This window comes from Rhodoferax ferrireducens (genome assembly GCF_049302455.1).
Taxonomy (GTDB): domain Bacteria; phylum Pseudomonadota; class Gammaproteobacteria; order Burkholderiales; family Burkholderiaceae_C; genus Rhodoferax; species Rhodoferax ferrireducens_B.
Genome location: NZ_JBAQMD010000015.1, coordinates 115,860 through 128,934, shown reverse-complemented (window position 1 = coordinate 128,934; position 13,075 = coordinate 115,860). Strand labels below are relative to the sequence as shown.

Annotated in this window: 10 protein-coding genes; 2 read left to right on the top strand and 8 right to left on the bottom strand. The window is 59.4% G+C overall.

The window, feature by feature from the left end:
* Positions 1-1,131: a sugar phosphate nucleotidyltransferase gene (locus WA157_RS02320; protein ID WP_422619420.1), complete on the top strand. Its 1,131-nt coding sequence runs from the start codon at positions 1-3 to the stop codon at positions 1,129-1,131.
* Positions 1,132-1,167: 36 nt separating this feature from the next.
* Positions 1,168-2,664, top strand: a complete 1,497-nt coding sequence (locus WA157_RS02315) for a mannose-1-phosphate guanylyltransferase/mannose-6-phosphate isomerase (protein WP_422619419.1) — start codon at positions 1,168-1,170, stop codon at positions 2,662-2,664.
* A gap of 27 nt (positions 2,665-2,691) precedes the next feature.
* Here WA157_RS02315 and WA157_RS02310 read toward each other — a convergent pair whose 3' ends face one another.
* From WA157_RS02310 to prsK, 8 genes are all read right to left on the bottom strand, one after another.
* Positions 2,692-3,477 carry a S1 family peptidase gene (locus tag WA157_RS02310; protein WP_422619418.1) on the bottom strand — a complete coding sequence of 262 codons (786 nt, stop codon included), beginning with the start codon at positions 3,475-3,477 and terminating at the stop codon, positions 2,692-2,694.
* A 75-nt stretch (positions 3,478-3,552) separates the two neighbouring features.
* Positions 3,553-4,671, bottom strand: coding sequence for a nucleotidyltransferase domain-containing protein (locus tag WA157_RS02305; protein WP_422619417.1), 1,119 nt, complete (start codon positions 4,669-4,671; stop codon positions 3,553-3,555).
* Positions 4,671-5,585: an HprK-related kinase A gene (locus tag WA157_RS02300; RefSeq protein WP_422619416.1), complete on the bottom strand. Its 915-nt coding sequence runs from the start codon at positions 5,583-5,585 to the stop codon at positions 4,671-4,673. The genes WA157_RS02305 and WA157_RS02300 overlap by 1 nt, the downstream gene beginning before the upstream one ends.
* Positions 5,582-5,899: an HPr-rel-A system PqqD family peptide chaperone gene (locus tag WA157_RS02295; RefSeq protein WP_422619415.1), complete on the bottom strand. Its 318-nt coding sequence runs from the start codon at positions 5,897-5,899 to the stop codon at positions 5,582-5,584. The genes WA157_RS02300 and WA157_RS02295 overlap by 4 nt, the downstream gene beginning before the upstream one ends.
* 16 nt (positions 5,900-5,915) lie before the next feature.
* The gene (locus WA157_RS02290; RefSeq protein ID WP_422619414.1) at positions 5,916-6,569 is read right to left on the bottom strand and encodes a hypothetical protein; all 654 of its coding nucleotides are present in this window, start codon (positions 6,567-6,569) and stop codon (positions 5,916-5,918) included.
* Between the two features lie 171 nt (positions 6,570-6,740).
* The gene (prsT, locus tag WA157_RS02285) at positions 6,741-9,515 is read right to left on the bottom strand and encodes an XrtA/PEP-CTERM system TPR-repeat protein PrsT (protein WP_422619413.1); all 2,775 of its coding nucleotides are present in this window, start codon (positions 9,513-9,515) and stop codon (positions 6,741-6,743) included.
* A 38-nt stretch (positions 9,516-9,553) separates the two neighbouring features.
* Positions 9,554-10,915: a PEP-CTERM-box response regulator transcription factor gene (prsR, locus tag WA157_RS02280; protein ID WP_422619412.1), complete on the bottom strand. Its 1,362-nt coding sequence runs from the start codon at positions 10,913-10,915 to the stop codon at positions 9,554-9,556.
* Positions 10,912-13,023 carry an XrtA/PEP-CTERM system histidine kinase PrsK gene (gene prsK, locus WA157_RS02275; RefSeq protein ID WP_422619411.1) on the bottom strand — a complete coding sequence of 704 codons (2,112 nt, stop codon included), beginning with the start codon at positions 13,021-13,023 and terminating at the stop codon, positions 10,912-10,914. The genes prsR and prsK overlap by 4 nt, the downstream gene beginning before the upstream one ends.
* Positions 13,024-13,075 lie beyond the last annotated feature (52 nt).

The window sequence follows — 13,075 nt, the reverse complement described above, 5'->3', positions numbered from 1 at the left end:
ATGAAACCGAGAAAGAACAGGAAAAATATGACCAAAGGCATGATTCTGGCCGCCGGCCAAGGCACCCGCGTGCGCCCCCTGACCCTGGACCTGCCCAAGCCCATGGTGCCGATTCTCGGCAAACCGGTGATGGAGTACCTGATTGAGCATCTGGCCCGCCACGGCATCACCGAGATCATGGTTAACGTCGCCTGGAACCACCAGAAAATTGAAGAATATTTTGGTGATGGCAGTCGTTGGGGCGTGGAGATTGGCTATGCCTACGAGGGCGTGCGTGACCACGGCGACATCCTGCCCCGTCCCATGGGCTCGGCCGGCGGTATGCGGCGTATCCAGGACTTCGGCGGCTTTTTTGACCAGACCACGCTGGTGCTGTGCGCCGATGCCTTGATTGACCTCGACATCACGGCGGCCATTGCTGAACACAAGGCCAAGGGTGCCATCGCCAGCGTCGTCGCACTCGATGTGCCGCTGGCCGAGGTGCAGTCCTACGGCATTGTGGTGGCAGGACCGGACGGGCGCATTGAAGCCTTTCAGGAAAAGCCCGCACCGGCCGAGGCCAAATCCACGCTGGCCAGCACCGGCATCTATATTTTTGAACCCGAGGTGCTCAAACTGGTGCCTCCCAACACGATTTATGACATCGGCTCGCAGCTGTTTCCGCAACTGGTGGAGCAGAAGCTGCCGTTTTATGTCCAGAACCGGCCCTTCAACTGGATCGACATTGGCCGGGTCAGTGATTACTGGTCGGTGTTGCAGCGCGTGCTGCGCGGTGAAGTGGAGCAAATGAAGATGCCCGGGCGCGAAGTCAAACCCGGCATCTGGGTCGGGCTCAACACCAATATTGCCTGGGACGAGGTCACGATCGAAGGCCCGGTCTATATCGGCTCCAGCGTGCGCATCGAGCCCGGCGTCACCATCACCGGGCCGGCCTGGATTGGGCACGGTTCCCACATTCGCACCGGCGCCAAGTTGGTGCGCAGCATCTTGTTTGAGTACACCCGCATCGCGGCCGACATGCGCTTCAACGAAATGATTGTCTCGCCCGACTACTGCGTTGATCGCCACGGCGAAACCTTGTACCGCGGCGACGACACTTCACAGTTGCGCTGGGGCGATGCCCGAGCCTGATCGCCGCCGCCCTGCAACCCCATTTTTGACCTTGACATGACACCTACTCTATTGATCCAACCCGTTGTTCTCTCCGGTGGCTCGGGCACGCGCCTGTGGCCGCTGTCGCGCGAGAAATACCCCAAGCAACTGCTGCCGCTGATGGGCACTGACTCGCTCTTGCAGGCCACCGTGCGCCGCGTCGACGGCATTGCCGGCTTTGATATGGCGCCACCGATGGTGGTGTGCAACGAGGAATACCGCTTTGTCATCGCCGAGCAACTGCGCCTCTTGGGCAAACCAGGCACCATCGTGCTTGAGCCTTGTGGACGAAATACGGCTCCAGCCCTTACGCTGTCTGCGTTAGCTGCTATTAAAAACGATGCAGACCCGGTCTTGCTGGTGATGCCGGCAGACCACGTCATCACCGACATCGCCGCGTTTCAAAGCGTGGTCGGCCAGGGCGCACGGCTCGCGTTTGATGGCGCGGTGGTCACCTTTGGCATCACGCCCGATGCGCCGGAGACCGGCTATGGCTACATCCAGTCCGGCGCCGCTTATACCGGGAAAGCCGGGGCATCAGGCACGATAGAGGCCAACGCCCGCCTGATGGCCCGCTTTGTGGAGAAGCCCGACCTGGCCACCGCGCAAGGCTACCTGGCAGCGGGTTCTTACCTGTGGAACAGTGGCCTGTTCATGCTGCGCGCCTCGGTCTGGCTGTCCGCCATGAAGGCCTGCCGCCCCGACATTCTGGCGGCCTGCGAAAACGCGTGGCGGCAGGGCTCAACCGATGGCGAATTTGTGCGCGTCGGCAAGGAGGCTTTTGCCCAGTGCCCAAGCGACTCGATCGATTACGCGGTGATGGAACGGATTGCGGCAGGCGCAGCCGGGTCTGACGTTGATGCGCCCGTGTTGCCGATCGGGGTCGTGCTTCCGTTGAGCGCCGGCTGGTCGGACGTCGGCGCCTGGGACGCCTTGTGGCAAGTGCTGCCCAAAGATGCATCGGGTAACGTCAGCCAGGGCGATGTGCTGCTGCAAGATTGCGAGAACACACTGGCACTGTCCGAAGGCCGCCTGATCGCCTGCGTGGGCGTGAGCGATCTGGTGGTGGTGGAAACGGCCGATGCCATTCTGGTCGCGCACAAGGACAAGACGCAGGACGTGAAGAAAATCGTCGATCGCCTCAAGCAGCAGGGCCGCTCCGAGGGCATCATCCACCGCAAGGTATTTCGCCCCTGGGGCTGGTACGACGGCGTCGATGCGGGAGATCGCTTTCAGGTCAAGCGCATTGTGGTCAAGCCGGGCGGCACGCTGTCACTACAGATGCACCACCACCGCGCCGAACACTGGATTGTGGTCAGCGGCACGGCCAGGGTTACCTGCGGCGAAAAGGCATTTTTGTTGTCTGAAAACCAATCCACATTCATCCCGCTGGGTACCACGCACCGGCTGGAAAACCCCGGCCGGGTGGCGCTGGAAATGATTGAGGTGCAGTCCGGCTCGTACCTGGGTGAAGACGATATCGTGCGCTTTGAGGATGTGTACGGACGCTGAGAGCCCCGTCAGGAATGACCTGCGGACTCAGTTGTTCTGCCTGCGTTGCAGCAATTGCAGAATGTGGCTCGAAGGTATGGCGTAGCTGATGCCCGACGGATGGGTCAAGGCCGATTCCCGCGTGCCTTTGATGAACACCATGTTGATCACGCCCAGCACCTCACCGGTGTCCGGGTCAAATACGGGCCCGCCGCTGTTGCCGGGATAAGCCGTGCCATCGAGCTGGAAAATATTGAAACTGGGGCCACCGCGCAAGCTGCGTATCACTTTTTCATTCAGTTGCTGCGCTGAAGCGGTGGGCAAAGCAGCCAGGGCGATGGACGACACCATGCCGCGGTGCGTGACCGGTGAGAAACCCAGAGCCCCCCCAATCGGGAAGCCCGTGAAGGCAATGGTCTGCCCCTCCTGAACCGCGCCCGAGTCGCCCACCCGCAGCGCCGGTGCCGCCGGGCCCTCGAACCGCAGCAAGGCCAGGTCATGGGTTTTGTCCACTTCAAGCACGGCCGCCGGGCGCATCTGCCAGTCTTTTTCACCAACCCTGACATGGACGACCAACGCCGCTTCCACATCTTCTTTTCCCGGTTGCTGCAGCACATGGGCGTTGGTGATGGCCAGGTTGCTGCTGCCCAGGTTTCCATTGGCCACGACAAAACCGGTTCCGCGCAGGGAAAATCGCGGGTTGTCGGTGTTCTTGTAGGTGCCCACAATGAGCACCGAGGGCTTGACTTTGGCGATCGCGCCGGGCAGGTCGGCTTTGAGCGGTCCGGCAAAAAAAACGGCGGCAAGCACGACAACAAATAGACTGGATCTCATCTTTCACCCTCCATGAATTCAATTCAAGGGACGCGATTTGCCCACCCCATTTATACCCAGGGAGAGGGCCAACCATCAAGCTTTCAGATCAACTTTGACAACCGGTTTCTCGTCGTCGTGCAATTTGGGGCGGATAAGCGCCTTGCGCCCCAGATGGTATGCCAGCAGATAAAAGGGCATCCGGATCCAGTGTGATCGAACATACAGTGCAAACCGTGCGACCCAAGTCGCGGGTGAATTGGTACTGACATGCACGGGTCGCAGCGCTCGCACATAGCAGGCATCCATCACCCATGCGACCAATGCCGGGGGCTTGCCAATTTGGGCCGCTTCGAGGACATGCGCTGGCACAGGCGTGTCCAGCATCAGCGTGGTGTACCTCAGCGCGTAATAAAGAGATCGTGTCAAACCCAGCGTCACTGCGCGCGGCACAAGCTGCTCCCAAAAGCCGGGTGCGGCTCCCAACTGTCGAAGCAGACTATCCAGGTCGAACAGGTCACGCAGTCCCTTCTCGAAGTCCCCCTCATGGAAAAGGTGAGTTGCACTATGCAGCAGCATATCCACCGGCTGCAAGACGTACAGGTTTGTGTGCCCTTGCAGCGGCACCACGGCCGCCAGCAGCGCGGGTGTATTGACCTTAACTCGGGCGGTCTCAGGCAGGATGGCGTGATGCACGTCAAGGGTGGTCCCGCGGCGCACGTGGCGCAGCGGGGGAATTTCATGCATCCACCGACGGTAATAGCGCTGGTCATACGCATCATGATGCCCGCCCTGCCAGCCATGCAGCATCAACTCGCTCTCGACGTTAAGCAATGCCGCCTTCGGGACAAGGATGTCAATGTCGGCGAAACTTCGCCCGTTCGCGGCCGCAAGCTTGGCCATGGCGTAGGCCGCACCTTTGAGCAGCGTCACCCGAACGCCGGCATCAGCGAGCTCTTTGCAAATGCAGGCGACTTCCCAACGCAGGGATCTATCTTGCCGGCTCGCCAATTTCAATGCAGAAGTCAGATGCAGGCGCGGTGCCATTGGCACTGTTTTCAGCAAGCCAGCGCCCTCTAGCGTATGCGCCAGACGAGCCAGCAGTCTCGTGCGGCGCGCTTGTCGAATGAGCAGATCCCATTGCTGACCTGAGAACCGGGTAATCACCGCTGGGGTGAGCAGCGCGGTCACAATCAAATCACGCGGCGGCGCCATCAAACCTGCCCCTGCAGCAAATTGTCAAAAACACGCTGGGCGTCATCGAGGCTGCTGTAGGTGAATTGATAACACCGGGTCCTGTCGACCAAGGCTGTTACCGCGTCAAAACCATTTTGCCCCTGGGTGTCATAGTTAAAAGATTGCTCGGCAAGCAGCATGAAGGTGCGGGCCCGGCTGTGCGGGGCCAGGATAGGCGGCGAGCCATGCACGTAGTTGGGCAAGACAATCCATGTGGCCTGTACCGGCTCTTTGACCCGCATCACGCTGGACACGGACGGACGCAGCAAGGCAATGGTTCCTTTCGTGGTGTCTGGAACGGGCGCCGTCATGACGGCATCGGGGGCAAGACGCTTGATGATGTCGATCGATTGATTTTTCAGGCTGATGGGGCGCGCCATACCGTAAATCAAGCCACTTTGCAGCTCATACAGCGCCAGCTCATCTGAAAGCAGGCGCCAACCCTTCATGACCAAGCCAGCGCACAGCGTGCTTTTGCCCGACCCCGGTGGCGCCGGCAACACCACCGCCTTGCCGTTTTTCTCAATGACCGCGGCATGGATGACCAGATACTGGTGGCTGTGCGCTGCGACGCACCAGTTCAGCCCCCACTCCAGCATGGCAAACGCCTGGGCGACCGGCAAGCCGGTAAAAGAGGGTTGGCCGTCGAACGAAAACCGCGCCTGGGGCTTGATCCAGCGTCGAACACCCGAGTCGCGCCAGACTTGAACATGGAAATCAGCAAACACATCTGGCCGGCAGATATCAAAGTCTGCATACATGAGGGCAATGTCCTGGGCCAGGGAAGGCACATCGCTCGCCACCCGCGCCACAAAGGGTGTCAGGCGCAACAACAGGTCGCCACAACGCAACAGGCGAGCCAACTCTGCCAAAGGAACTTCAGAGATTTTCAAACAGGGGTGTCGGTAACGAGTCCAATAGCGCGCAACTGTAGCAAAGTTGCTGAAATGAACTGCGGCAATTTGTCTTGATCGTCTGCCGAGATGAGGTCAGCCAGCTCTTGCGCAATCGCCTCTGCAGAAGCGGGGGATTTTTCAATCAAGCGGAGAATTTCAATCGCCGAAGACTCAATCAAATGCGTGTCGCCAGTCACCTTGTCGTAGACCACCGCCAAATCATCATCGTCCCATGATGCGAAGCTCAGCCTGGCGGGTGAAACGGTCGACCACAAGGCCAAGACGGTGCGCTCAATGAAGGGATGGGCCACGGCGCAGCCCAGTCCGTCACGCTTGGACAATGTAGTTGTTCTCTAAGTACGTTCGAATTTGAAACACTGTCCACGGATTGCCTACTGGATACGTTCCAGCCACGATCGCCTGCCAATTGGCATCGGTCACGCAGGTGGTGGGCGGCTTGGCCCCCACCGCGTAGTTCAGCTGGGCAACCAGGAAGTAGCCCTTGTCATCGTTCGTCAGGTGGCCCATGACCAAGTCCGACGGGGCAAACCCCAAAGATAACGGGTTCCAAAAATAGGGCGAATAGATGGTGCCAAGTTTGGTAGACAGATCTGAGAAGGTGAGCGCATTCGCGGCCGGGCTGCTTCCAAAAACGCCCGTAAACGCCGTCCATGCCGCATTGGTGCTGTCAGTCGAATTCCAGGCCGATATTGTGTAGCCCGTTGTCACCTCAACGGCGTGGCTAGCGTGCCTGGCCGCTTCGCTCGCACTGTTGCTGATTTGTGCCGAGCCCCACGCAGACGTTGAAATGCATTGCCCAGCAAGCGCTGACTGGCTGCTTAAGGTGACCAGCACCGGCACGGCTGAAGCCCCCAGTCTGATGAGCCGACGCCGGGATGGGGATGCAAGCGGACGCGTCTCCTCTTCGGCGCCTGCAGCCACTTCGCCCCTCACCTCTGTCTGCTTGTTGATTTGGTTCATAAACTAGCCTCACTCGTAACATACCTCACCGGCCGGTTTCAACTCCAATAGCCTCCACTCGCCAGGGATAATGCAAATTCCATGCCGTATGAATTAGATCGTTGATTTAATTCGATATTTAGTTTTGAAAACGCGCCATTGGATTCATAAGTGTAAAAACAATCGACAGCATTACAAACCTGTCAGGAGAGTTGCAACCTCACCCTGCGCCGGGAACTTGTCGCCCAGTTGAGTCAAGCCGTCGAGTTCTTTCCTGGCCAGATCTTTTTTTCCGCCTTTGATATGAATTTTCGCCAGGTTGAGTTTGAACAAGGCGTTCTGCGGCTGCAGCGCCAGGGCCTTGTTCTGAAGCGCTACCGCTTTGGCGTACTCACCTTTGTCTGACAGCAAAACCGCCAGTGTGTCCATGAAAGCGGGCTGGTTGGGTGCCAGGGCATTGGCCTTCTCGGCCAAGCCCACGGCGCCCTCCTTGTTGAGTTTTCCGCTCACCCAGGCCAGGTTGTTGTAGGCCAGTGCGCTACTGGGCTGCAGTTTGACCACTGCCGCATAATTCTTCTCGGCGCTTGCGTAGTCCTTGCGTGCCAGCGCCGCATCACCCAGATGAAGCAAAAAGGCGCCATCTTTCGGCTGCTCTTTCTGCCAACTGCTGGAAAACTTGTCAGCCTCCGCGCCTTGACCCGCCGCCACCAGGACCGCGTGCAGCTTGATCGCCAGCTCCGGCGCCTTGACGTGTTTGAGCCCGCCACGATAAACCGTGATGGCGCGGTCCCAACTCTTCTGCGAGGCATGGATGTCGCCCTCCAGGGCGTAGCCCGCCGCCTCTTCGGGGCGTTGCTGCTGCACCGAGCGCGCCATGGTCAGTGCCTCCTCAGGCTTCTTGCTGTCCAGCGCCAGCACAATCAAGGCCCGCTGCGCCTCCAGCAGGTCGGGCTTGATCTCAAGCGCCCGGCGCAGGCTGGCAAGCGCCGCCTCTGTGTTTTTACCCGCCAGGTGCACCTCCGCCAGGCGCATATGAGGCAGCACCGACAGGGGCTGCATGGTAGCCAGCTTGGTATAGCTGGCAACAGCCTGGTTGGGCTCGCCTGCCGCCTGTTGCGTCCGACCCAATGCATCGAGCAACTCAGGGCTGTCTGGCAAGGCGGCCACGCCGTCCTGGGCCGCCGAGACAGCCGCCTTGAAATCTCGCTGGCGCAGATCAAAATCGATCAGCAACAAACGTGACTTCACGTCCGTGGGGTTGGCGGTCACCGCACTGCCAATCAGCTTGGCGACTTCATCTTTGGCCGCCCCCGCCCGGGACGCGAGCTCAGCCAGCGCCAACCAGGCCTGGCCGTTTTTGGGGTCCTTCTCCAGCACCGCCTCAAAGCGCTTTTTTGCCGCCTCAGGCTTCTTGTCGGCCAAATCGATCGCGGCCAGACTGGCCACGGCCGGAAAATAGCGGGGGTCAATCACCAAAGCGCGCTCAAAGCTCTTTCTGGCACCGCTCACATCATTTTTGGCCAGCAGTGTTCTGGCCCGCAGCTGCGCCGCAAACGGCTTGTCCGGCTGCTTTTTCTCCAGCCCGTCGATCGCTTTCAAGGCCTGGTCAAATTCCTGTCGTTTCAAGTGCACGCTGATCAGGGCCAGGTCGGCGCTGGTGCCGGTGTCTGACGCGGCGATGGTCTGCAACTCATCAAAAGCACCGTCTGTCGCGCCACTCACCAAACGGGTGAGCGCCAGCGACGTCCGTTTTCTGCCGTCCTGGGGCGACTGCTGGGCCGCCTTGGCAAAATATTCTTCCGCCTTTTTCAGGTCCCCATTGAGCAGATAGACCTCGCCCGCCACGGAAAGCAAATTGGGATCAACGTGTTCCCGGCTCAGACCTGGCAACAAGGCGCTCAGTGCCTGGGCCGCTTGCCCGGCGCGCATATAGCTGATGACCAGCGCCCGGCGCGCCAGCAATGACTCGGGGGCCCCCTGCACCGCCCGACTCAAATAGTCCTGCGCCGCCGGCAAGGCATTGAGTTGCAGTTCGACCAGGCCCGCCAGCTGCAAGCTCTGAGCACTCTTGGGAACCAGCTGTAAAACCTGCTGCAGGAGTTGCCGGGCCAATTTGAAATCTTTCTTTTGATAGGCCCACTGCGCTTCCAAAAATTGGGTCTGCGGATGCCGGACCGCTGTTTTTTTCAAGTGTTCAATTTGTTGCTGGGCCTCGACCAGCTTGCCTTGCTGCAGCAGCAGCGTGATCACAGACACCTGAGCGGGCATGAAATCGGGCTTGATCTCAAGCGCTTTGCGGTAAGCAGCCAAGGCCTCGTCAGGCTGATTTTTGACATGCAGCAACAAGTCGCCTTTGAATACCCAGGCCTCCGTGCTGCGAGGCGACTTGGTAAGCACCTCCTCGGTCAAGGCAAGCGCCTGGTCAAACTCGCGCTGCCCCGCCTTCTGCCGGGCTTGCACCAGCAAAGCCGGCGCAAAACCGGGGTCCGCCAGCAAGGCGGCCTGCAGGCTCGCCTGTGCCTGCTCGCGCTCGCCCTGCATCGCATAGGCCGAAGTGAGCGAAACCTGAAGACTGGCCTTGGCCGACGCTGCGCCGAGCTCGGTCTTGGCGAACTCCTCGGTCACTTTGCGAGCCTTGCCTTGCGCCAGCAGCGCCTTGGCCAGTTGCGGCACCACCGCATCTTGCGGATGCTTCATGTCCAGCGCTTTGCGCAGTTCCAGTTCAGCGCCAACCGGGTCTCCCGTGTCGAGCAGTGCGGTACCCAACAAGTAGCGCGCCTCAGGCAAGTCGGGGTTGCTCTGCAGCGCGTTCTTGATCTGAATGACCGCCGCCTTGTTGTCATTCTTGGCCATGTAGTCTTTGGCCGAGCTGAGCATGACCTCCGGCTTGTCGTTGCAAGCTGCCAGCAACATCGACACCAGCAGCGCCGACAACGCGATCCGAGGCTGTATTTTCTTGACGTTCATTTTGTCACCCTGATAAGACGGTGGAAGAAGAAAAAAAATCATTTCAACGCAAGTCGGTGCATCAAGTCATACAACGTGGGACGACTCACCCCAAGCAAATCAGCGGCCCTGACCATATTGCCGTTGACGCGACCCAGCGCCGCCACAATCGCCCGTTTCTCGGCGTCGTCACGGATCACACGCAAATCCAGGGAGGTGTCGGTTTCATCGTTCTGGAGACTTTTCAGACCCAGGTCGTCGCAGCCGATTTGACTGCCATCGGCCATGATGGTGGCGCGTCTGATGCAATTCTCAAGCTCGCGAATGTTGCCCGGCCAAGGATGGTTTTCAACTGCCTGCACCGCGTCTTCGATCAGCGTCATGGCAGAGCGGTTCTGCTCCTGGGCAAAGCGTCGCACAAAAGCGTGTGCCAGCAAGGCGGCGTCGCCCACACGCTCGCGCAGGGGCGGAATGTTGACCACAATCTCAGCCAGACGGTAATACAAGTCTTCGCGAAACCGTCCTTCCTTGCTCAAGGCAGCCAGGTCCTGATGGGTCGCACAAACAATGCGTACATCAACCGCAATTTCTTGCCGACCGCCGACGCGTTCGATCACTCTTTCCTGCAAAAATCGCAGCAGCTTGGCCTGTAATGACAGCGGCAAATCGCCTATCTCATCGAGCATCAAGGTGCCGCCGTGGGCCATTTCGATCTTGCCCAAAGTCATCTTGGCGGCACCCGTGAACGCACCTTTTTCATAGCCAAACAATTCGCTTTCCAGCAGGTTCTCGGGAATGGCGGCACAGTTGATGGCCACAAATTTCTCCGCCCGCCGGGGTGACGCCTGGTGCAAGCCGCGCGCCAACACCTCTTTGCCTGTGCCACTTTCGCCCAGCAACATGACAGTGGCATTGCTGCTTGCCACTTTCTCAATCGTGCGGCAGATGCGCAGCATTTCGGGGTCACGCGTGATCAGGCCTGCCATGGCATCGGGTTGCTGCAGCGCCTGCAGCCGCCGGTTTTCCCTTTGCAGCTCAAACATCCTGAAGGCGCGCTCCACCGTCAAGTTAAGCAGCTCGGGCTCGAACGGTTTGGCAAAAAAATCATAGGCGCCCATGGCCACCGCACGCAGGGCATTGGCCTGGTCGTTCTGTCCGGTCAGGACAATTACCTTGATATCGGGATCGAACGCCATCACCTGCTCCAGCAACTTGAGCCCTTCGGACACCGAGTCGGCATCGGGCGGCAGGCCCAGGTCCATCGTGACCACCGCCGGCAAGCATTTGCGCAATTGCAGCAAGGCGCTGCTGCGATCATGGGCAGTCACTGATTCAAAGCGGTCGAGCGACCACTTGATTTGTTTTTGCAGTGCCAGATCGTCCTCGACGATCAACAACGAGCGTACGGTCTCCGGCGTCATGCAGCCTCCAGCGCGTGCAAGTCGGAGGTCATTTGCGCCTCAAACAGGGGTAAGAGCATCTTGACCGTCGTTCCTTGATTGGGCGAGCTGTCGACCTCGATCTGGCCGCCCAGCTCTTTGACATACTGAAAACTTTCATAGGCGCCAATGCCCATGCCGGAGGCCTTGGTACTCTGAAACGGTTTGAACAGTCGCTCCCGGATGAAGTCCTGCGACATGCCCTGCCCGGTGTCACCCACCACAATTCTGGCTTGACCGCGCGCGCGATCCAGATTGACCCAGACCCGCCCGGACGGGTCGGTGGCATCAAATGCGTTCTGCACCACATGGCCGATGATCCGCTCCAGGCGCTCCTCATGACCGCGTGTCACGACGGGCTCTGACAGATTAACCTCCAGCGTCCTACCCTGCCCGGCTGCCTGCGCCTCAATGCGCTGAATGATGCCACCCAGGTTGACCCCGAATGCCGTCCCTGGCGGCGTCGCGCCTTCACGCAACTGCAGCATCAACTGGCGCATGCGGTCCAGTGAGTTTTCAACGGTTAGCAGCATATCTTGCTGAAATTCCGGGTTATCACCCAGGCGCTTGGCGTTTTTGAGCATCAGGGAAAGCTGCGTGACAATGTTTTTCAAATCATGCACCACGAAGGCCGACATGCGATTAAACGCATCAAACTTGCGCACTTCCAGCAGGGCTTCCGTCGCTTGCATCTGCGCCAGAAAGCTGGCCGCCTGCTGGCCCGCTGTTTTCAGCAGATCAATCACCTCCCAGTTCACATCGACCCGCGTGCGCGCGCTGGCCAGCACGACAAAACCGATCAACTCCGGTCCGACCATCAGCGGCACCACCAGCCAGGCCTGCGCCAAGTCCTGCAGCCAGCGCGGCAATTTCAGTGCACCGTAGCGCCGGGAGTAGGAACGGTATTCCTCCAGATTCACCACCCAGCCACTGCTGGTCAAAAACTGACAAAGGGGCGAGTTAATGTCCTCTTTCTCCAGCGTCTGCGCCAGATTCCAGCGCGCCGTCTGGCTGAAAGCAGCTTCGCCCTTGACCCTCATCCACAGACCGCCGGCCGGACTCTCCAGCATGTCTGCCAAACCCCGGATCACCTGCTGCCCCATCTCCTGCGGCGAGTCTTTGGCCGCCAGGGTACGGGTAAATTTGAGCCATTCCTCGCGGTAGTCAAAACGGTAACGAAAGAAATGTTTGCCCAGAAATACCCGAAGCCGGGCACGCACCGAGCCCGACAGCACCAGCACAAGAAGGAGCACCAGGGCCGTAAATATCAATGCCAACTGGAGCGCCCGCCCCCACTCGCCACCAAAGTAGCGCACGTAGTAGCCGACACTGGATATAAACAGCAAATAGATTCCAGCCATCAGCAAGGTTGCCGAATGGAAAGCGGCCCTGGGTGACAGGCGGATGCTTGCGATCCAATCGCTTCGCCGCGTGGTGGACAGCAACAGAAGCGGCACCACCAGCGTGTGCACAGCGCCACGGATGCTGAGCGCATCGGCGTCGAGACGGTTGAACAAAGTGGCCTCTGAAAACAAATACAAGTCGAATAAAAATGCACCCGCCAAACCCAGGCACAAGGGTTTGATGTTCCAGCGTGCCTCTTCCGCCACGTTTCTGAATATCTGCTCCAACAAAATCATGGCCAATACTGACGACACCATGGAGCTCAACAAGATCAATTTTGAAGCGTCGCCCAGCGCGTTGATACGCATGGCGGCGAAAGCGAGTGCCAGCACGCCAAAGCCCACCACTGCGGCCGCCAGCGGGACCATCCAGGCCGTGCCAATCGCGGCGCCGGATGCTCGACTGGGTTGCAGCAAAATCAGAAGAAAGGCGTACCAACAGGCATAGCGCAGCAGGTCAGCCAAGGAGCTCAACAACAGAAACAAGGGCGAGCCGGTCAATAGCAGCGCCAACCCAAACCAACCCCACAAAGCGCTCCAAGAAACGGCCGCCAGCACCGCCACTTCGGACCGCTCACGCCTGGAGTGCCCGTAGCCGAGCTGAAGCAGCCGAAGGGCAAAAGCCGAATAGGCAAAACCCACCGCGCCATAGCTCCACGTCGTCAGTACAAGATTGGCTCTATCCATGGCTCAACCCCTGCCGCAGGACAGCGGCCTCGTCGCACAAGCAGGAAGCATG